The organism is Streptomyces brevispora (genome assembly GCF_007829885.1).
Lineage (GTDB): Bacteria > Actinomycetota > Actinomycetes > Streptomycetales > Streptomycetaceae > Streptomyces > Streptomyces brevispora.
The window spans coordinates 752,608-771,333 of record NZ_VIWW01000001.1; the positions used below are offsets into that span (position 1 = coordinate 752,608).

Sequence of the window (18,726 nt, forward strand, 5' to 3'; positions counted from 1 at the left end):
GATCATCGCGGCGGGTGCGGGGCGACCGGAACCGCCAGGCGCAGCACCAGGTGGGTGCCCGCGCGGGGGTGGGCCGGATCGGGGGCCCAGCCGTGGGACACGTAGAACGACTGGGCGCGGGTGTTGTGGATGAACACCTCCAGGCAGGCGTCCGCCACCCCGTCCCGCTGCCAGGCCGCCACACACGCGGCGTGCAGCTCGGTCCCGATGCCCTCGCGCCAGCGGGCCGGGGCCACATGGAGCTGGCTGAGGTGCATGACGCCGTCGCGTACGGCGTGGGCCGCGATCCCGGCGAGGACGCCGTCCCGCTCGGCGCAGAGCACGGTGGCGCCGTCCCGGTCGATGGCCCGCTCCCAGCCGGCCCGGCTGCGGGCGGCCTCCTCGGGGCCCGCGTACTCCTCCTCCGGCAGGTGGCCCCGGTAGTAGGTGGCACGCGCCTCGGTGTGCAGGCGGACTATCGCGTCGAGATCGGCGGGCATCGCAGTTCGGATCATGGTGAAGGAGACGCTCCGGGTCGCCCGGGGGTTGCGGCCGTGTCCACCCTCGGGTGGGTCCAACGCGGCGTCGTACGGCCCGAGGTGGCCGACCGTGCCCCCGGTGGGGCGGGGGCACGGTCGGCCGGTGATCGGCTAGATCTTTCCGGCGCCCGCTCCGCCGGTCACCGAGGAGACGACGGACGAGGCCGGTTCGGCGGTGTACGAGTACGGCGCCTGAGTGAACTTGCCGACCTGCGAGATCTCGGTGGCCGCGCCGCCGAGGTCGTTGCCGCGCTGCACGACGTACCCGTCGATGTCGCTGTCACGGATGGTGGTGATGGCGACCCCGGTGCTGCGGAAGACGTTGTTCTCCACCAGCATCTGCGCGCCCATCCGGGAGTGCACGGCCGTCGAGGCGCCCACGACGTAGTTGTCGTAGAAGTGTCCGGTGCCGAAACGGAGGCTGGGGATACGGGAGTTGACGTTGTTGAAGTAGTTGTGGTGGTAGGTCACGCGGAGGTGGCCGGTGTCCTCGCTCGCGTTGTTGTCGCTGTGGCCGACCAGGCTGCCCTTGTAGTGGTCCTTGAAGGTGTTCCAGGAGACGGTGACCTGGTCGGAGGCGTGGGTGATGTCGAGCAGGCCGTCGTAGTAGTCCTTGTCGTGATCGCGGTCGGCGGAGAAGGTGTTGTGGTCGATCCACACCTTGGTGGACTTCTGGACGGTGATCCCGTCGGCGGGGGCGACCGGCTTGCTGATGTTGAGGTTGCGGATCACGATGTTCGTCGAGTTCTTCAGCCGCAGCCCGCCACCGGTGAACCCGGAGGACGAACCGACGCCGAGCACCGTGGTGTTGGAGCCGACGTCGACCTGGCCGCTGAGCGAGATGATCCCGCTGACCTTGACCGTCTTGGCGGCGGTGCCGGTGACGGCCGTCTTGAACGCGGCGAGGCTGGTGACGGTCACGGCGGAGGAACTGCCGCCGCCGGTCGTGCCGGACCCGTAGCCCACCGGGGAGGATTCGGCGGCCCCGGCGGAGCCCGGAAGCATGGCGACGGCGACGACGGCGACTGTTCCGGCGGCCAGGGCCGTGAGACTGCGGGTGCGGAGGTGGGTGCGCATGATGTCCCTTCGGTACGACGACGTGCGGGGAGGGTGCTGTGCCGAGCGGCTCGTACGCGGCGCGGGCGCCCGTATGCGAGCCGCTGTCCCCCTGTTGTCGTCACCGGGGATCGGGGGGTTGCCGGGTCGGGGACTTAATTTCTGTGCTGCGCAAGGGAGTTGATGCTGCCGCCCGGCCGGCTACCGGAACGCGACGGGACCGCCCGGAACGCCTCCCCGGCCGCCTCCCATGCCGCGCCGGAGCGCTCGGCGGCCCGTCCCGCGGTGGGAGGCGGCAGGGTGCGGATGCGCCGGCAGGTCGGCGCCGCGCGGTTCGTCGGTCCGCACGCTCACGACGCGCGCCGTCCGTGACGGTCAGTCCTCCCAGGCAACAACCCCCCGCAGCAGGTGGTGGTCGGACATGCCCGGAGGGCATGCCGCGGCGTCGCCCCGCACCGTGGTGAACCAGCAGTAGCTCAGGAAGATGCAGTCGGTCTTTCCCCGCCCGTCCGCACGCGGGGAGCACACCGGCTCGGCGGTCTCCTCACCACTGCGGCACCGGTCCCCCGACTGCGGGCACTGCGGGCCGGTGAACTGGGAGGTGTCGTTCTCGTCGGCTTCCTGGAAGATCCCGGTGCCGCCGCCGTGGTCGTACAGCGGGTCCATCCGGCCGTCCTTGGGAAAGAGGGAGAGGAACAGGACAAGGGAAGTCTGCCGGCTGAACGCATGCGTGGTTCCCTTCGCCGGGACCCGTCGAGAGCCCGGTCGCGTGGCAGCCAGAATCATGCCGCGAACGTGACAGTCACGAGGGGTTTGTCCCGGCCTTCCGCACGGGCCGGCTCACGAAGGAGGCCTTGAGGGGATCACCCGTCATGCCGCGTGGCGCCGGGCCCTGAGGACAGCACCACGCGGCAGGAACGAGCGCACCCCGGTCAGGAACTCACCGGGGTACGCGGGTGACGGGGCTGCGGTCAGCTGCCGTCCCGGAGGTCGGCGAGGCCCGTCGGACGGAACGCGATCCGGTCGAAGGCGGCCTCGCAGCCCTCCCCCGTGGGTGACTGGACCAGGAAGCCGATGGACGCGGCCGCCGCCTGCTCCGGGGCGCCCAGGGCGAAGACGCGGACGAAGGTCCACTTCTCGCCGTCGGCGGAGGCGTGGTAGGCGAAGGCGTTGCCGGTGCGGCTCAGCCGCAGCCAGTGGCTGTCGCCGTCCACGACGAAGGAGTTGACGTCGTCGGAGTGGCCCCGGGTGACGACGGTGCAGACGGTGGGGCGTTCCGGGGAGAGTTCCAGGCAGATCTTGGCCCACTCGCGGTCGCCGACGTGGAGGTAGAGGACCCCCGCGTCGAAGGCGGCGGCGAAGCCGACCCGCACCCGGGCGATCAGCTGGAAGTCGCCCTCCGGGGCGGCGCCCAGCAGCCGGGGTGCGTCGCTCTCGGAGTCCAGGGCGGCGCCGCCCGGCGGGACGAAGCGGTCCTGCCGGGCGCCCGCGCGGGCGGTCAGGATGCCGTCCTCGTAGCTCCACCCGGTCGCGGGGCCGAACGGTTCGAGGTCGAAGGGGAGTTCGGGAAGTCGCAGTGTCATGCTCGTCGTCCGTCCACGCGCCGCGGCAGGCCCTGCGGGTTGTCCTCGCGGAGCTCCGGAGGGAGCAGGGCCTCGGGGGTTGTCTGGTAGCTGACCGGGCGCAGCCAGCGCTCGATCGCGGTGGCTCCGACCGAGGTGGAGGTGGAGGTGGTGGCCGGGTAGGGGCCGCCGTGGTGCTGGGCGGGGGCGACGGCGACGCCGGTCGGCCAGCCGTTGACCAGGACGCGTCCGGCCAGCGGGGTAAGTGCGGCCAGGACGGTGGCGGCGCTGCCGTCCTCCTCCTCGGTGGCGATCTGGAGGGTGGCGGTGAGGTTGCCGGGGAGCCGGGCGAGGACCGCGGTGATCTCGTCCTCGGAGGTATAGCGGGCCACGACGGTGACCGGGCCGAAGCACTCCTCCAGGAGCGCGTCGTGCGGGCCCTCGGTGGTGAGGAGGTGCGCCGGTACGGTCAGGAAGCCGGCCGCGACGGTGTGTTCGCCGCCCGCGCCGGGGGTGACCGGGGCGTCCACGTCCGGGAGTTCGGCCCGTTCGCGCACTCCGGCGAGGAAGGCGTCGCGCATCCGGTGGTCGAGCAGGACGCCGGCCTCGGTGTCGCTGACCGCCTCGGTGAGCGCCTTCAGCAGCCGGTCGCCGGTCTCGCCCGCGGGGGCCAGGACGAATCCGGGCTTCGTGCAGAACTGGCCCTCGCCCATGGTCATCGAGCCCGCGAGCCCGGCACCGATCTGCTCGCCGCGCTCGGCGGCGGCCGCCTCGGTGACGACGACGGGGTTGAGGGAGCCGAGCTCGCCGTGGAACGGGATGGGGACGGGCCGGGCCGCCGCCGCGTCGAAGAGGGCGCGTCCGCCGCGCACCGAGCCGGTGAAGCCGGCGGCGCTGACGAGTGGGTGGCGGACCAGTTCGACGCCGGCGTCGAAGCCGTGCACGAGGATCAGGACGTCCTCGGGGAGTCCGACCTGTGCGGCGGCCCTGCGCAGTACCGAGGCGCAGAGTTCGGAGGTCGCCGGGTGGTCGGGGTGTGCCTTGACGACGACCGGGCAGCCGGCCGCGAGGGCGCTGGCGGTGTCGCCGCCGGGGACGGAGAACGCGAGCGGGAAGTTGCTGGCCGCGTAGACGGCGACGACGCCGAGCGGGATCTTGTAGCGGCGCAGGTCGGGCCACGGCGGGGTGCGGGTGGCGTCCTCGTGGTCGATGTGGATGTCGAGGTACGCGCCCTCGTCGACGACCTCCGCGAAGGCCCTCAACTGGGCTGTGGTGCGCGCGAGTTCACCGGTGAGCCGGGCCGGGCCGAGTGCCGTCTCGGCGTCGGCGGCCTCGATGACGTGCTCGCCCGCCTCGGTGAGCAGATCGGCCGCGGTGCGCAGGAACGCGGCGCGCACGGTGCGATCGGCGAGCGAGGCGCGTACGGCGTGGGCGGCCCGGACCGCCTGGTCGACCTCCTCCGCTGTAGCCTCCACCGCAACCTGCTCACGCGGGTTCCCGGTGCGGGGGTCGACGCTCCAGACTGGTGCTGCTGCCACCGTGTTTCCTTCCGCTCCACTGCCACACATCAGAAGTTGTTCGGTATTCTGAACAGAGTTCCTGATCGTGAATATGAAGCGACTCTATTTCCGGGCGATCGGTGTTGGCAAGAAGTCGCAGGTTTCGTAAGTGGGCTGGAAGGGGCGTAGGGCGATGTCGGTTGCCGAGTCTGGTGGGGCACAGGTCAAGTCCGCGGTACGGACGGTGGAGCTGCTGGAGTACTTCGCCGGGCGGCCGGGCATGCACTCGCTCGCCGCGGTGCAGGAAGCTGTCGGATACCCCAAGTCGAGCCTCTACATGCTGTTGCGCACCCTGGTCGAGCTGGGCTGGGTGGAGACGGACGCGACCGGGACGCGGTACGGGATCGGTGTGCGGGCGCTGCTGGTCGGCACCTCGTACATCGACGGCGACGAGGTGGTCGCGGCCGCCCGCCCCACCCTGGACCGGCTCTCCGACGACACCACGGAGACCATCCACCTGGCCCGCCTCGACGGGACCAACGTGGTGTACCTCGCCACCCGTCAGTCCCAGCACTACCTGCGCCCCTTCACCCGCGTCGGCCGCAGGCTGCCCGCGCACTCCACCTCGCTCGGCAAGGCGCTGCTGGCCACCCACAGCGACGAGCAGGTGCGCAAGATGCTGCCCGAGACGCTGCCCGCGCTGACCGAGCACACCCTGACCGACCGGGAGGAGCTCATCGAGGAGCTGCACCTGATCCGCGAGCAGGGATACGCGGTGGACCGCGAGGAGAACACCCTGGGGCTGCGCTGCTTCGGTGTCGCGATCCCGTACCGCACCCCGGCCCGTGACGCCATCAGCTGCTCGGTGCCGGTCGCCCGGCTCACGCCCGCGCACGAGCAGATGGTCAAGGACGCGCTGTTCGACGCCCGCGACCGGCTGACGCTCGCGACCCGGAGGCTCTGAGCGCGGCACGTCCCGCCCGGCGAGGACTCGTGCGGCGCCGGGCCGGGCCCGGGGGAACGGCGGCGACGATGAGGAACGGGTGAGAAGCGGCACAACCGGGAACGGTGCGCCGCACCCCGCACGTCCCTTGTACGGGATGAACAAAACGATCAGGCGCGCCTCGGTCTTCTTGCTGCTGCTGGTCCTCGCCCTGCTGGGGCGGGCGACCTGGGTGCAGGCGTACCAGGCAAAGGCGCTCGCGGACGACGACCACAACCGGCGGAACACCATCGCGCAGTACGCGCGGCCGCTCGGCGACATCATCGTGGCCGGCTCACCGGTCACCGGATCGAAGAGGACGGAGGGCAGTGATCTCGCGTACAAGCGCAGCTACAAGCAGGGCGACCTCTACGCGGCCGTCACCGGCTACGGCTCACAGGCCTACGGCTCCACCCAGCTCGAAGGTATCTACAGCCAGGTGCTGGACGGCACCGACAACCGGCTGAAGAACCCCCTGGACGTGGTGACCGGCAAGAAGACCGCGCCGGGCAGTGTGGTGACCACGATCGACCCGGACGTGCAGAAGGCGGCGTACGACGCGCTCGGCGACGACAAGGGCGCTGCCGTCGCGATCGATCCGAAGAGCGGGCAGATCCTGGGGATGGTCTCCTCGCCGTCCTACGATCCGTCGGACATCAGCGGGACGGCGGACGGCGACACCTGGAAGAAGCTGCTCGCCGACCCGGACAAGCCGCTGGTCAACCGCGCGCTGCGGCAGCCGCTGGCGCCCGGTTCGACGTTCAAGCTGGTGGTGGCGTCCGCCGCGCTGGAGGACGGGCTGTACCGCTCGGTCGACGAGGCCACCAAGAGCCCGATGCCGTACACGCTGCCCGGCACCCGTACCCCTCTGCGGAACGAGAGCGCCTCCGCCCCCTGCGAGAACGCGACGCTGCGCGTGGCGCTCCAGTACTCGTGCAACAACGTCTTCGGCAAGGTCGCCGCCGATCTCGGCCAGGACAAGGTCCGGGCGATGGCGGAGAAGTTCGGCTTCAACACGGAGAAGCTCGATGTGCCGGTCAGGGCCGCCAAGAGCCTCTATCCATCCGGGATGGACGACGCGCAGACGGCGCTGACGGGCATCGGCCAGTTCGAGGTCACCGCGACACCGCTCCAGATGGCGATGGTCTCGGCGGCCCTCGCCAACGGCGGTGAGCTGGCCGCACCGCACATGGTCGCCAAGGTGACGGACTCGACGGGCGGCACGCTGGAGGACTTCGCGGACGGTGACATGAAGCGCGTCGTCTCCTCGTCCACCGCCGAGCAGCTGCGCAGTGCGATGGTGACCGTCGTGGAGCAGGGCACCGGCACCAACGCCCGGATCGGCGGGGCCGAGGTGGGCGGCAAGACGGGGACCGCGGAGAACGGTGTGGGCAACAGCAACACCCCGTACGCCTGGTTCACCTCGTACGCGAAGGACAGGTCCAGCGGCCAGGAGGTCGCGGTCGCCGTCATCGTGGAGGACTCGGGTTCGGCCGCGTCGGAGGTCAGCGGCAACGGGCTCGCGGCCCCGATCGCCCAGAAGATGATGAAGGCCGCGCTCCAGCGGTGACCGGAGGGACGTGACGCCCCCGGCACCCCGTTCCGCGGGATGCCGGGGGCGTCACTGTGTCCCGGGCCCTTCAGGTTTTCGCCGTGTTACGTCTTACTTGGTTACGCACCCGTGTCGAAGCGCTTCCGGGGTGTGTTGGTACGCTCTCGCCCCGCCCGCGCACCGTGGGTGGCGTCCGGGAGTCACACACGGCCGGGGACCGGCACACGCACCGGCATTCGAGCGCAGGGATGAGGTAGCTGTGGGCACATCCATCGACGCCGACGATGCCGCTGCCGCCGAGTTCCATGAGTTCTTCGAGGCTCATTACGCCGAACTCGCACGGTTCGCCCATCTGTTGACCGGTGAGATCGATGCCGCCGACGATCTGGCCGCCGATGCCCTGCTGGCGCTCTGGCACCGCTGGGACCGGGTCAGGAACGCCGACCATCCGGTGGCGTACGCGCGCGGGGTGGTCGCCAACCTGGCCAGGACCCGGATCCGCAGCGCGGTGCGCGAGCGCCGCAGGATCGCCCTGTTCTGGGCGCCTCGCGGTGGCGGGGACGGGTACGCGGTCGAAGATCCGGACGTGTCGGCGGTGGTCGACGTCCAGGGGGCGCTGCGCAGGCTGCCGTTCCGCAAGCGCGCCTGTGTGGTGCTGCGGCACGCCTTCGACCTCTCGGAGCGGGACACCTCGCTGGTGCTGGGGATCTCGGTGGGTACGGTGAAGAGCCAGACCTCGCGCGCCGTCGCGGAACTGCAACGGCTGCTCGGTCCCGATACGCCCGCCGCACATGTGCACGTGGCCGTTGCGACGCAGCGCACCGGAGGAAGTCAGTGATGGACAAGGAGCTGCTCCGGCGGCTGCGGGTCGCCGCCGAGGCACACCGCCCGGACCGGGAACGGATACTGGCCCGGGTCGAGCGCGGGATGGCCGAGGGCGGCCCCGCGGCCCGGGTCGTGCGCCCGCCTCGCACCGCGACACCGTGGCTGCGGGTCGCGGGGGCCACGGCGGCGGTCTGCGGGGTACTGGCGGCCGGCGCCTTCGCCGTCACCTCCGCCGGCGGGGGCGGGCCGCGGGGGGACCGGGTGGCGGCCCCGCCGACCTCCTCCGGCACGACGTCCGCCACCGGTACGACGGGTGCCACCGGGGCGCCGGCCGTGCCCGGCGGTGCGCCGCGCACCGAGGACGGCCCGCTGTGGACGGACGGCGCCGTCGATCCGCACAGCAACGCGTACTGGGCGCAGAGCAATGTGACGCTGCGGACGACCGAACCGCTCTCCTCGCTCACCGTCGAGCTGCGGATCGCACTCACCGGCGGGGTGACCAGCACCGGTTCCTGGCGCTCGCTGCCCGAGCGGGACTTCACCGTGTCGGTGTCCGAGGACGGCGGCTTCCTCGTCTACCGGTGGGCCCTGAAGCCGGGGCGCACGGTCCCGGCCGGCACGCACACGTTCGCCGGGCAGTACGACCACGCGGAGGGCGAACGCGACGCGTCGGGCGACTACCTGACCGCGCACGCGGTCCGTGCCTCCGGCCAACGGGCCACGGTGGGCGACCGGTTCGGCCCGGCCCGCTGACCCTGCCGCGGCGGACCGCCGCGGTCGGGATCCGGGCCTTCCGGAGGCTTCCCCGTTACCCGGACGGGGGTCCCCCAGTCCTCCCCTGGCCCATCCCGGGCAGCGTCCGCGTGCCGGAGACGGTAGGACGGAGACGACACGAGGATGTGGACCGGGATGCAGATCATTGTCGACCTCAACCGCTGCCAGGCGTATGCGCAGTGTGTGTTCCTGGCGCCGGAGGTCTTCGAACTCCATGGCGAGGAGGCGCTGATGTATCTGTCGGCCGTCCCCCCGGAACAGCAGGAACATGTGCGGCGGGCAGTGGCGGCCTGCCCCGTTCAGGCCATCCTCCCCGGTGAGCTCGCGAGTATCGATGACCGGTGAGCCGCGCGGCGGGCGGATCGTCGTCGTCGGGGCGTCGCTGGCCGGGCTGCGGGCGGCCGAGGCCCTACGGGCGAAGGGGTTCGCCGGTGAGCTGACCATCGTCGGGGACGAACCACGGCCCCCGTACGACAGGCCGCCGCTGTCCAAGCAGGTGCTTCTCGGCCGGGTTCGGGCACAGGACGTCGGCCTGCCGCGCCGCAGGGCGGTGGCCGCGCGGTGGCGGCTCGGGGTGTCGGCCACCGGCCTCGACCCTTCCGTGAAACGCGTGCTGCTCGCCGATGGCGATCGGCTGCGCTACGACCGGTTGCTGATCGCCACCGGGACCCGGGCACGTCCCTGGCCGCACCCGGAGCAGGCCGCACTGGACGGGGTCCTCACGCTGCGCACCGTCGACGACGCCGGCCGGCTGGCCGATCGCCTGGACGCCGGACCCCGCCGGGTCCTGGTGATCGGCGCCGGATTCACCGGGTCGGAGATCGCCTCGGCCTGCCGGGAACGTGGCCTCGACGTCACGGTCGTCGAACGGGGGCCCGCACCGCTGGTCGGTGCGCTCGGGGGGAAGCTGGGCGCACTCGCCGCCGACGCGCAGCGCGCACACGGGGTCGACCTGCGCTGCGGGGTGACCGTCAGCGAGCTCCGTGGCACCGACGGCCGTCTCACGGGCGCGGAGCTGTCCGACGGCGGCCGGATCGACGCCGATGTCGCCGTTGTCGCGCTGGGCGCCGTCCGCAACACGGAGTGGCTGACCGGTTCGGGGCTCGCGGCCGGTTCCCGGGGCGTGGCCTGTGACGCGGGCTGCCGTGCCTTCGACATGTACGGGATCGTGACCGACGACGTCTTCGTCGCGGGTGACGTGGCCCGCTTCCCGCATCCTCTCTTCGAGTACCAGATGCTCTCCCTCGAACACTGGGGCAACGCGGTCGCCCAGGCCGAGGTGGCCGCCCACAACATGGTCAGCGCGGGGCCGGACAGACGTCCGCACCTGACCGTTCCGGCGTTCTGGTCGAGCCAGTTCGGCCTGAACATCAAGTCCGTGGGTGTGCCGACCTTCTCCGACCAGGTGATGATCGCGCAGGGCTCGCCGCAGGAGGGCCGGCTGGTCGCGGTCTACGGCTACCGGGGACGCGTCACGGCGGCGGTCAGTGTGAACCGCGCGAAATGGCTGGAGCACTACCGGCACCTGATCGAGTCGGGCGCGCCCTTCCCGCCCGGTCCCGGAGCGGCCGACGGCCCGCCGGCCCCCGTGCCCGTCCCCTCCGACGTCCCGGACCCCGCAGCGCTCTCGCACGGTCCCACCGTTGCCCTCACCGGCCATCTGCCCGACCGGCGCCTGGCCGTCGTCCACCGGGGCGGCCCGGCGGACCAGCACTCTCATGACCAGGAGCAGCCATGAGCTCGGACACGCTCTTCGACCGGATCACCGCCTACGAGAACCGGGCCGACCCCTACCCCCTCTACGCCGAACTGCGCGAGAGCAAGGTCGCACGGCAGCACGACGGCAGCTATCTCGTGGGCACGTACGACGAGATCACCGCCCTGCTCCATGACCCGCGGGTCAGCTCCGACCCCCGCAACCTCACGGACCCGGATGAATCGGTGTTCCGCGACGACAGCCTGCCGCCGGCCTTCATCGCGGTCGACGACCCGGAACACGACCGGCTCCGCCGCCTCGCGATGCGCCCCTTCGGCCCGCCCCACACACCCGGCCGCATCGACGCCCTGCGCGACGACATCACCGCCATCGCCCGTGAACTCATCACCGGACTCCTCGGCAAGGACCGCATCGATCTCGTCGAGGATTTCGCCTACCCGCTCCCCGTCACCGTCATCTGCCGCCTCCTCGGTGTGCCCCACGACGACATTCCCCGCATGCACGCCTGGACCACCACCATCATCACCAGCCTCGACCTCACACCCGGTCAGGACCGGCACGAAAAGCGGCAGACCGCCCTCGAAGCCCGCAGGCAGATGGCCGGCTACTTCGGGGAACTCGCCCGGAACCGACGCGGTCGTCCCAGCGACGACATGCTCTCCGCACTGGTCAACGACTCCGGCTCCGACGGCCCCCTCACCGAGACGGAGGTGATGACCACAGCGGTACTACTCCTCATCGCCGGGCACGAGACGACCGTCAACCTCATCACCAACGGCATGCTCACTCTCCTGCGCCACCCCGAAGAGCTCGCACGGCTGCGCCGCGAGCCCGAACTGATGCCGGCGGCGGTGGAGGAACTCCTGCGCTACGAGCCCCCCGTCCAGCTGCTGCCGCGGCGTACCCCGCTCGCCGACATCGAGATCGCGGGCACCACCATCCCCAAGGGCGCGACCCTGATCCTCGTCCTCGCCTCCGGGAACCGTGATCCGCTGCGCTTCAGCGACCCCGACCGCTTCGATCCGACCCGCCGGGACAACCAGCATCTCGGTTTCGGCAGCGGAGTCCACAACTGCTACGGCGCACCGCTCGCCCGCGTCGAGACACAGATCGCGCTGACCGAACTCCTCAGCAGCCTCGGTCCTCTCCAGCTGGACGCGGGCCCGCCTCCGTACCGCCGCAGCCCGGTCCTCCGCGGCCCCCGCCACCTGCTGGTCACGCAGGGGCCGGGGACCTCGTCCGCCCCCTGACCCCCTCGCTCCCCTGTCCGGACAGGGGAGCGACGCCCGCGGGGGCACCGTACGGATCAGCGCGGGCGGCCCGCCCCGGCTCCCCGGTCGACGATGCCCGGGACGGCGCGCGGGTTGTCGATCCGGGTGCGCAGGACCGGGGTCCAGCCGGCGCCCCGGGTGAGCTGCTCCCCGGGGACGCCCGCGTTGTGGACGGCGATGAGGTCGGTCCTGCGGCCGTTGACGTAGTTGTCCTCGGCGGTGATCGGGGAGTCCTTCCACTTCTTGATGACGGTGGCCGGGTCGGCCTGCGCGGCCAGGGTGAAGGCGTTGTGCTCGGCGACGATCCGGGACTCCATGCCCACGCCGTAGCTGTAGCCGTAGGCGCTGCCCGCGGTCGCGACGAAGTGGTTGTTGTACGAGTCGACGGCGCCGAAGCGGACCCTCGGCGCGCGCTCGTTGAGGTCCTGGAAGAGGTTGTGGTGCAGGGTGACGCGGAGCTTGCCGCGGTCGACGGCGGCGGTGGCCGCGCTGTCGCTGTTGCCGATGAGCATGGTCTTGTCGTGGTTCTTGAGGATGTTCCAGGAGACGGTGACGAGGTCGGCGCCGCGCACGATGTCGAACAGCCCGTCGTGCTGCTGGAACAACTGGCCGTAGTAGTGCGGCTGGTCGGAGTCGTGGCGGTCGCCGTCGCTGAAGGTGTTGTGGTCGACCCAGACGTGGCTGGAGCCGGTGACGACGAGGTTGTCGTACTCGGAGTTCCAGGCACCCTTCTCGGTGTCGGTGGGGTCCCACTGCGGGAAGCAGTCGTAGGTGTCCTCGAAGGAGATGTTGCGGACGATGACGTTCGAGACGTTCCGCACCTGAAGGCTGGCGCCGATCACGGTGGCATCGTCGCCGACGCCGACGATGGTGGTGTTGGAGGGGACGTTTACCTCGACGGCGGCCTTCTGGAGCGCGGCGGAGGCGAGTCGGGCCTTCTCCAGGGGTCCGCTGGGTACTTCCGTGGTGCCCCAGGTCGCCGGGTCGTAGGCGGCGAGGTACTTGTCGAGGGTGTAGCCGTCGGTCCAGTAGGCCTCGCAGTCGATCGGGTCGCCGGCCGCGTCGGCGTTGCCGTGAATGGTGCCGTCGATCCGGACGATCTTGGGCGCGTCGCCCGCGTCGGCGAAGGCGGCGATGAGTTCGGCCCGGTCGGAGACGGTGTAGATGTGGTCGCGGGTCGCGTTGGCGCCACCGGTGGTGGAGCCCTCGGCGGCGGCCCAGCCGTCGCCCCTGGCGAGTGCGGCACGCTCGATGCCGCTGTGCCGGGGGGCGGGGTGGCCGGGGCCCCGGTGGTGTCCGGTGGCCTGGGCGGGCACCGACACGGCGAGGGCCAGTGAGGCGCAGCCCATCACCAGAGCAATGGCACGAGCATGACACATACGTGCGGGCATGGCGGATCCTTCGGGGGTGAGTCGGTGGGTGACGGATTCGTGCGGTGGAGCTGTGAAGCGGTCAGGCCGGCGGCCGGGTGATCCACTCGGTCACCGGGGTGCCGGCCCGACCACCGGTCAGCCGTTGCCGATCCTCTTCCACTCCGCCTGGGCCTTGTTCAGCTCGTCGGCGATCTTGTCCAGGAAGGCCTTGGTCGTGACCTTGCCGAGCAGCAGCTTCTGGAACTCCGGCTCGTTGTCCGCCTTGCTGATGTTGTTCCAGTCGGGCAGGTAGTACGGCAGCTGCACGATCTTGGTGGAACCGTCGGTGAGGGCCTTCGCGGCGAGCTCGGTCGGCGCGGTCTCACTGATCCACGGATCCTTGGCGGCCTCGGTGTTGGCCGGGATGGCGCCCGCGGACTCGTTCCACTTGCTGTTCGACGCGTGCGAGGCGGCGAACTCGATGAACTTCCAGGCGGCCGTCTTGTTCTTGCTCGACCGGAACAGACCGAGACCGTCGACCGGGTTGGAGACCTGGACCCGGGTGCCCCCGTCGCCGACCGGGTTGGGGATCCCGGCGAACTTCTCCTTGCCCAGTGCCTTCAGGTGGTCCTGGTAGGAGCCGAGGTTGTGACTGAGCATCCCGATGGTGCCGGTGTCCCACTGGGCGACCATCTTGGTGAAGTCGTTGTTGAGGTCGGCCGCGGGCGTCGCCTTCTTGTAGAGCGCGACGTACTTCTCCAGCGCGGCGACGTTCTTCGGGTCGTTGAGGGTCGTTTTGTCGCCGTTCCAGAACTCCGTGATGCCGGACTGGCCGTACGCCGCGTCCATGGCCTGGGCGATGGAGCCCGCGCCGCCGCGGATGGTGTAGCCGAACTTGTTCTTCTTGCTGTCGGTGAGCCTGTCGGCCGCCTTGTAGAAGTCGGCCCAGGTGGTGGGTGCGTCGAGGCCCGCGGCCTTGAACAGGTCAGTGCGGTACCAGATCGCGCCGTTGTTCGCGGAGGTCGGCACCGTGTACATGTCGTCGCCCCGGCCGCCCGCGTCCTTGACGCTCTCGACCATGCCCTCGACGAGCCTGCCCTTCAGCGCGGAGTCCTTGATCCGGTCGGTGAGCGGCTCGAGGGCCTCCTGCGCGACCATGTTGGCGAGGTAGGCCGTGCCCACGCCGCCCACGTCCGGCAGTCCGCCGCCCGCGATGGCCGTGTCGTACTTGGACTGCACGTCGGTGATCGGGATCGGCACGTACTTGACCTTGATGCCCGGGTTCTTCTTCTCGAAGTCCTTGATGATCTCGGTCCAGATGGCGGTGCGTGGACCGCCGTTGTTGTCCCAGAAGGTGATGTCGCCCTTGCCGCTGCCCTCGGTGCCGCTCTGGGTGCCGTCGTCACCGCAGGCGGTGGCGGTCAGGGCGAGTACCGCCGCGACGGACACGGCCGCCGCGGCACGCCCCCGCTGCGTCTTCGAGATATTCATGGTCGGCTCTTCTCTCTCGGTTCTCTCGGTTCGTACGCATGAGTGGGGGGTTCGGTGGTCTCCGGCGCCGGTCCAGCTGTCGTCCCGCGGACCGGCCCCGGGGGTACGCGGGTCAGTCGGTGGTGCGCGGTCCGGTGGAGCGGGCCGTGTCCTGCGCAGCGCTCACGCGGTCACCGCCCGGCGCACGTAGGCGGCCGCCGCCGCCCGGTCGAGGCCGCCGTCGGCGATGACGGTGACGACCCGGCGTACGACGGTGGCACCGGCCGGGACGGGAAGCCGGTGGGCGGCGGCGAGGGACGAGCCGACGCCGGGGTACTCGGTGGTCCGCACGAACCACGGGTCCTGCCGGGTCTCCTCGGTCGCCCCCGCGAACACCAGGGTCCAGCCGTCGCCGCCCATCGCGACCCAGTCGGCGGCGCGCCCGTGCACTGCCTCCTCGCCGTCCCCGAAGCCGCTGAACACGGTGGGCGCCGAGGGCTCCTTGGGGGCGCGCCAGAAGAAGCCGCCGTATCCGGCGCCCGGCCTGCCGTTGGTGGCGGGGCTGCCGATCGACAGGTCCGAGCTGCCGCGGTTGGTGAGCGAGAAGGAGAAGTCCAGCGCCCACGCGGTGGCGGAGAGTTCGGCGACGGCGACGGTGCGGTGCTCCCGCAGCAGCTCGGTGTCGCCGGCCTCCCAGCTGAGCTCCTCGACGAACCCGTCCGGGTCGCGGAGCTTCCAGCCGAGGTGGCGCTGGACCCCGTGGTTGTCGAGCGCGGTGGGGCCCTGGTCGCGGACGAAGGTGCGGCCGCCCCAGAAGTTGTGCCCCGCCACGTCGGGCACGGCGACGGAGGTGCCCAGGTGGTGGAGGTGGTCGGCCGGGTGCTCCTCGGTGACCGGGGTGCCGCCGAGGGTGGTGACCGGGTGCAGATAGGGGCGGCCGCCAGGGGCGGGGAGGTAGGTGTAGCGGCCGACCGGGCGGCCGGCGCAGCTCAGGAGTGCGGTGGTCGTCACGATGAACTCACCTCTGTGGGGAGCGCCCAGGGGACGCCGAGTTCGGAGAAGAGCCTGAGGGTTTCGGCGCCCGCCGCGACGGCCGCGTCGATGCCGCGCACCACCCGGCGGGTGCCGCCGGTGGTCGCGGGTGCGGTGTGCCAGGCGCCGGACGGCAGGGCGAGCGGTTCGGGGGCGTTCCGTACGGCTTCGACGACCCGCATGAACGCACCGGTGCGGTGCGGCGGTACCAGCAGCGCCGTGCCGTGCGTCAGGTGGTCGACGAGGTTCTCCAGGAGGTCGGTGCGTCCGTGCAGGGTCTCCTGGGGGCCGTGTCCGGCGCGCTGGACGAGGACCCGGTCCTGCTTGTACCAGAAGGTGATCCGGCCGCGGTCGCCGTGGACGATCACATAGGGTTCCCCGGCCTGTTCGGCGCAGAGCGTGACGGCGACGGTGACCGGCAGCCCGGACGTGGTGGTGATGCGTACGCAGGAGGTGTCGTCCGCCTCGATGTCGTGGGCGCGGAAGAGCTCGGTCTCGACTCCGGCGATGTCCTGTGCCGCTCCGCTGCCGGCGAGTTCGAGGGCGGTGGCGACGGCGTGCGCGAGCGGGTTGGTCAGCGCCCCGTCGACCACGTCGGTGTCGCCGATCCGCCGCCGTCCGGCCCAGGGCGCCCGCCGGTAGTAGATGTCGTCGCGGACCCAGGCGCCCGCGGCCCCGTAGCCCCGGACGGTGCCGATGGCGCCGGTGCGGACGAGTTCGCGGATGGCGGGCACGGCGTGCGAGCCGAGGGACTGGAAGCCCACCTGGCAGGCGATGCCGGCGTTCCGTACCCCGGTCAGGATCCGCTCGAAATCGGACCGGGTCGCGGCGGGCGGTTTCTCCAGCAGGAGGTGGACGCCGCGTCCGGCGGCGGTGAGCGCCAGTTCGGTATGGGTCTGGATGGGGGTGCAGATGACGGCGGCGCGGGCCCCGGTGGAGTCCAGGAGTGCCCCGAAGTCGACTGACTGCTGGGGGAGTTCACCGGCGAAGGCGGCGAGTTCGCTTGCGTCGAGCGGGTTGAGTTCGCAGACTCCGGCGAGCCGGACGAGGCCCTGGTCCTGGAGGCGGCGGATGTTGTCGAGGTGTCGGCGCCCGTGGCCGCGGGCGCCCGCGAGGACGATCGGCAGCGGGGTGGTGTGCGTGTTCATGAGGCCCATGCGTGTCAGCCCTTCACGGCGCCGGCGCTGAAGCCGGTGATCAGCCATTTCTGGATGAAGGCGAAGACGATCACCACGGGGACCGCGGCGATCACACCGCCCGCGGCGAGCGCCCCCAGATCGACGCTGTCCGCGCCGATCAGGGTGTTCAGGCCCACCGGGATCGTCTGCTTGTCCTGCTCGCTGAGGAACATCAGGGCGAACAGGAAGTGGTTCCAGCTGTGCACGAAGGCGAACGAGCCGACGGCGATCAGCCCCGGGCGCAGCAGCGGCAGCACCACCGCGCAGAAGGCACGCAGGCGCGAGCAGCCGTCCACCCAGGCGGCCTCCTCCAGCGAGACGGGCACGTTCTTGATGAATCCGCTGATCAGGATGATCGACAGCGGCAGCTGGAAGACCGTCTCGGCGATGACCACGCTCCCCAGGGAGTTGATCATCCGGAGGTTCTTGAAGATCTCGAAGAGCGGTACGAGCATCAGCGCGCCCGGGATGAACTGCGAGCAGAGCAGCGCCAGCATGAAGGCGTTCTTGATCTTGAAGTTGAACCGGGCGAGGGCGTAGCCGCCGGCCAGTGCGACGAGCGTGGTGCTGATCAGGGTGCAGACCCCGACGATCATGCTGTTCTGGAAGAAGACGGCGAAGCTGCGCTCGTTCCAGACTTTGGAGAAGTGCTCCCCGGTCATCGGCCACGGCACCAGCGAGGTGGACCCGGCGGGGCGCACGGCGAAGAGGAGCATCCAGTAGAACGGGATGAGGGTGAAGACCAGGTAGATGCCGAGCGGTACGTAGATCTGCCAGCGCGGCACCTCGTCGAAGGCGCGCTCGCGGCCCGGTTCGCGGCGCCGGCGCGCGGCGGGCGGGCGGGTGTGCGGCGCGGGCGGGTGTGCGGAGTCGGTGCCGTTCTTCTCGGCCAGTGCGGCAGTCACTTGTGGTCGCCTCCGAACTTGCTCAGGCGCAGATAGACGATCGAGCAGAGGAGGAGGATCACGAAGGCGACGGTGGTGAGCGCGGAGGCGTATCCGAAGTCGTGGCCGTCGATGCCGGTGTTGGCGACGTAGAGCGGCAGGGTGGTGGTCTCGCCCGCCGGTCCGCCTCCGGTGAGGGTGTAGAGCAGGTCGACGTTGTTGAACTCCCAGACGCCGCGCAGCAGGGTGGCGAGGACGATCGCGTCCCGCAGGTGCGGCAGCGTGATGTGGAAGAACTGGCGCAGCCGCCCGGCGCCGTCGACGGACGCCGCCTCGTACAGCTCCTTGGAGACGGACTGCAGGTCGGCGAGGATGAGGATGGCGAAGAAGGGGACCCCGCGCCAGAGTTCGGCGACGGTCGCGGCCCAGAAGACGGTTCCGGTGTCGGAGAGCACGGAGGTGCCGTAGTCGCCGATCCCGGCGTCCGCGAGGTAACGGCTGAAGCCGGTCGAGGAGTTGTAGAGCAGGATCCAGATGGTGCTGGTCAGCACGCCGGACACGGCCCACGGCGAGAAGACCATGGCGCGGGAGATGCCGCGGCCGATGAAGGTCTGGTTGACGATCAGGGCGAGGGCGAGTCCGAGGGTGAGCTGGAGCGCGACCTGGGTGACCACCCACTGGGCGCTGAAGCCCAGCGTGGTCCAGAACTGGTCGTCCTCGGTGAAGATCCGGGTGAAGTTGTCGAGGCCCGCGAAGCCGTTCCGCCACGGCTTGGTGACGTTGTAGTTCTGCAGGCTGTAGTAGAAGACGCCGGCCACCGGGTAGGCGATGAAGCCCAGCATCAGCAGCCCCGCGGGGGCGATCAGCAGATACGGGAGCCGGCGTGGGTTCGCGGAGCGGCGCCTGGGCACCTTGGGCGGTGTGGCCACAGCGGCGGCTTGGGCCATGACACGTCTCCGTTCTCTCAGGTACTGGGGGTGCGGGATGCTGCGGGGTGGCACTCGGTGGCGCTGTGGCACTCGCTGGTGCGGGGTCGTGCTCGGTGGTGCCGGGT

Annotated in this window: 18 protein-coding genes; 7 read left to right on the forward strand and 11 right to left on the reverse strand. The window is 71.0% G+C overall.

Annotated features, from left to right (window positions below):
• Positions 1-2: 2 nt before the first annotated feature.
• The 5 genes from FHX80_RS03535 to FHX80_RS03555 all read right to left on the reverse strand — a co-directional run bounded on the left by FHX80_RS03535 (position 3) and on the right by FHX80_RS03555 (position 4,674).
• Positions 3-494 (reverse strand): GNAT family N-acetyltransferase, encoded by a 492-nt coding sequence (locus FHX80_RS03535; protein WP_145762769.1) that lies wholly within the window; start codon positions 492-494, stop codon positions 3-5.
• Between the two features lie 135 nt (positions 495-629).
• Entirely contained in the window at positions 630-1,595 is a 966-nt protein-coding gene (locus FHX80_RS03540; protein ID WP_145762770.1) for a pectate lyase family protein, read from the reverse strand.
• A 354-nt stretch (positions 1,596-1,949) separates the two neighbouring features.
• Positions 1,950-2,240: a hypothetical protein gene (locus FHX80_RS03545; RefSeq protein ID WP_145762771.1), complete on the reverse strand. Its 291-nt coding sequence runs from the start codon at positions 2,238-2,240 to the stop codon at positions 1,950-1,952.
• A 305-nt stretch (positions 2,241-2,545) separates the two neighbouring features.
• Entirely contained in the window at positions 2,546-3,157 is a 612-nt protein-coding gene (locus tag FHX80_RS03550) for a DUF1349 domain-containing protein (protein WP_145762772.1), read from the reverse strand.
• Positions 3,154-4,674, reverse strand: coding sequence for an aldehyde dehydrogenase (NADP(+)) (locus tag FHX80_RS03555; RefSeq protein WP_145762773.1), 1,521 nt, complete (start codon positions 4,672-4,674; stop codon positions 3,154-3,156). The genes FHX80_RS03550 and FHX80_RS03555 overlap by 4 nt, the downstream gene beginning before the upstream one ends.
• Before the next feature lie 154 nt (positions 4,675-4,828).
• Between FHX80_RS03555 and FHX80_RS03560 the strand changes: the two genes are divergently transcribed.
• From FHX80_RS03560 to FHX80_RS03590, 7 genes are all read left to right on the forward strand, one after another.
• The gene (locus FHX80_RS03560) at positions 4,829-5,599 is read left to right on the forward strand and encodes an IclR family transcriptional regulator (protein ID WP_145762774.1); all 771 of its coding nucleotides are present in this window, start codon (positions 4,829-4,831) and stop codon (positions 5,597-5,599) included.
• Positions 5,600-5,735: 136 nt separating this feature from the next.
• Positions 5,736-7,187: a peptidoglycan D,D-transpeptidase FtsI family protein gene (locus FHX80_RS03565; RefSeq protein ID WP_145762775.1), complete on the forward strand. Its 1,452-nt coding sequence runs from the start codon at positions 5,736-5,738 to the stop codon at positions 7,185-7,187.
• 241 nt (positions 7,188-7,428) lie between these two features.
• The gene (locus FHX80_RS03570; protein WP_145762776.1) at positions 7,429-8,007 is read left to right on the forward strand and encodes a SigE family RNA polymerase sigma factor; all 579 of its coding nucleotides are present in this window, start codon (positions 7,429-7,431) and stop codon (positions 8,005-8,007) included.
• A complete protein-coding gene (locus FHX80_RS03575) occupies positions 8,007-8,747 on the forward strand; it encodes a hypothetical protein (RefSeq protein WP_167523354.1) in 741 nt (246 codons plus the stop codon). The genes FHX80_RS03570 and FHX80_RS03575 overlap by 1 nt, the downstream gene beginning before the upstream one ends.
• A 156-nt stretch (positions 8,748-8,903) precedes the next feature.
• Positions 8,904-9,113 carry a ferredoxin gene (locus FHX80_RS03580; protein ID WP_145762778.1) on the forward strand — a complete coding sequence of 70 codons (210 nt, stop codon included), beginning with the start codon at positions 8,904-8,906 and terminating at the stop codon, positions 9,111-9,113.
• The gene (locus FHX80_RS03585) at positions 9,103-10,506 is read left to right on the forward strand and encodes an NAD(P)/FAD-dependent oxidoreductase (protein WP_145767050.1); all 1,404 of its coding nucleotides are present in this window, start codon (positions 9,103-9,105) and stop codon (positions 10,504-10,506) included. Before FHX80_RS03580 ends, FHX80_RS03585 begins: the two co-directional genes overlap by 11 nt.
• A complete protein-coding gene (locus FHX80_RS03590) occupies positions 10,503-11,735 on the forward strand; it encodes a cytochrome P450 (RefSeq protein WP_145762779.1) in 1,233 nt (410 codons plus the stop codon). The genes FHX80_RS03585 and FHX80_RS03590 overlap by 4 nt, the downstream gene beginning before the upstream one ends.
• A 56-nt stretch (positions 11,736-11,791) precedes the next feature.
• On the opposite strand, the gene FHX80_RS03595 is transcribed toward FHX80_RS03590, so the two are convergent.
• From FHX80_RS03595 to FHX80_RS03620, 6 genes are all read right to left on the reverse strand, one after another.
• The gene (locus tag FHX80_RS03595) at positions 11,792-13,147 is read right to left on the reverse strand and encodes a pectate lyase family protein (RefSeq protein WP_145762780.1); all 1,356 of its coding nucleotides are present in this window, start codon (positions 13,145-13,147) and stop codon (positions 11,792-11,794) included.
• A gap of 117 nt (positions 13,148-13,264) precedes the next feature.
• The gene (locus tag FHX80_RS03600; RefSeq protein WP_145762781.1) at positions 13,265-14,599 is read right to left on the reverse strand and encodes an ABC transporter substrate-binding protein; all 1,335 of its coding nucleotides are present in this window, start codon (positions 14,597-14,599) and stop codon (positions 13,265-13,267) included.
• A gap of 162 nt (positions 14,600-14,761) precedes the next feature.
• A complete protein-coding gene (locus FHX80_RS03605) occupies positions 14,762-15,589 on the reverse strand; it encodes a DUF6807 domain-containing protein (protein WP_145762782.1) in 828 nt (275 codons plus the stop codon).
• Complete coding sequence (locus FHX80_RS03610) at positions 15,586-16,758, reverse strand: Gfo/Idh/MocA family protein (RefSeq protein WP_425281672.1); 1,173 nt, start codon at positions 16,756-16,758, stop codon at positions 15,586-15,588. Before FHX80_RS03610 ends, FHX80_RS03605 begins: the two co-directional genes overlap by 4 nt.
• Positions 16,759-16,772: 14 nt before the next feature.
• Positions 16,773-17,693, reverse strand: coding sequence for a carbohydrate ABC transporter permease (locus FHX80_RS03615; RefSeq protein WP_145762784.1), 921 nt, complete (start codon positions 17,691-17,693; stop codon positions 16,773-16,775).
• The gene (locus FHX80_RS03620; protein WP_145762785.1) at positions 17,690-18,619 is read right to left on the reverse strand and encodes a carbohydrate ABC transporter permease; all 930 of its coding nucleotides are present in this window, start codon (positions 18,617-18,619) and stop codon (positions 17,690-17,692) included. Before FHX80_RS03620 ends, FHX80_RS03615 begins: the two co-directional genes overlap by 4 nt.
• Between the last annotated feature and the right edge of the window lie 107 nt (positions 18,620-18,726).

What these genes read in the sequence shown, in the direction of transcription:
- FHX80_RS03535 (WP_145762769.1), bottom strand. Translation starts at nt 494, where the DNA reads ATGATCCGAACTGCGATGCCCGCCGATCTCGACGCGATAGTCCGCCTG.
- FHX80_RS03540 (WP_145762770.1), bottom strand. Translation starts at nt 1,595, where the DNA reads ATGCGCACCCACCTCCGCACCCGCAGTCTCACGGCCCTGGCCGCCGGA.
- FHX80_RS03545 (WP_145762771.1), bottom strand. Translation starts at nt 2,240, where the DNA reads ATGGACCCGCTGTACGACCACGGCGGCGGCACCGGGATCTTCCAGGAA.
- FHX80_RS03550 (WP_145762772.1), bottom strand. Translation starts at nt 3,157, where the DNA reads ATGACACTGCGACTTCCCGAACTCCCCTTCGACCTCGAACCGTTCGGC.
- FHX80_RS03560 (WP_145762774.1), top strand. Translation starts at nt 4,829, where the DNA reads ATGTCGGTTGCCGAGTCTGGTGGGGCACAGGTCAAGTCCGCGGTACGG.
- FHX80_RS03565 (WP_145762775.1), top strand. Translation starts at nt 5,736, where the DNA reads ATGAACAAAACGATCAGGCGCGCCTCGGTCTTCTTGCTGCTGCTGGTC.
- FHX80_RS03575 (WP_167523354.1), top strand. Translation starts at nt 8,007, where the DNA reads ATGGACAAGGAGCTGCTCCGGCGGCTGCGGGTCGCCGCCGAGGCACAC.
- FHX80_RS03580 (WP_145762778.1), top strand. Translation starts at nt 8,904, where the DNA reads ATGCAGATCATTGTCGACCTCAACCGCTGCCAGGCGTATGCGCAGTGT.
- FHX80_RS03585 (WP_145767050.1), top strand. Translation starts at nt 9,103, where the DNA reads ATGACCGGTGAGCCGCGCGGCGGGCGGATCGTCGTCGTCGGGGCGTCG.
- FHX80_RS03590 (WP_145762779.1), top strand. Translation starts at nt 10,503, where the DNA reads ATGAGCTCGGACACGCTCTTCGACCGGATCACCGCCTACGAGAACCGG.
- FHX80_RS03595 (WP_145762780.1), bottom strand. Translation starts at nt 13,147, where the DNA reads ATGCCCGCACGTATGTGTCATGCTCGTGCCATTGCTCTGGTGATGGGC.
- FHX80_RS03600 (WP_145762781.1), bottom strand. Translation starts at nt 14,599, where the DNA reads ATGAATATCTCGAAGACGCAGCGGGGGCGTGCCGCGGCGGCCGTGTCC.
- FHX80_RS03610 (WP_425281672.1), bottom strand. Translation starts at nt 16,758, where the DNA reads ATGAACACGCACACCACCCCGCTGCCGATCGTCCTCGCGGGCGCCCGC.
- FHX80_RS03620 (WP_145762785.1), bottom strand. Translation starts at nt 18,619, where the DNA reads ATGGCCCAAGCCGCCGCTGTGGCCACACCGCCCAAGGTGCCCAGGCGC.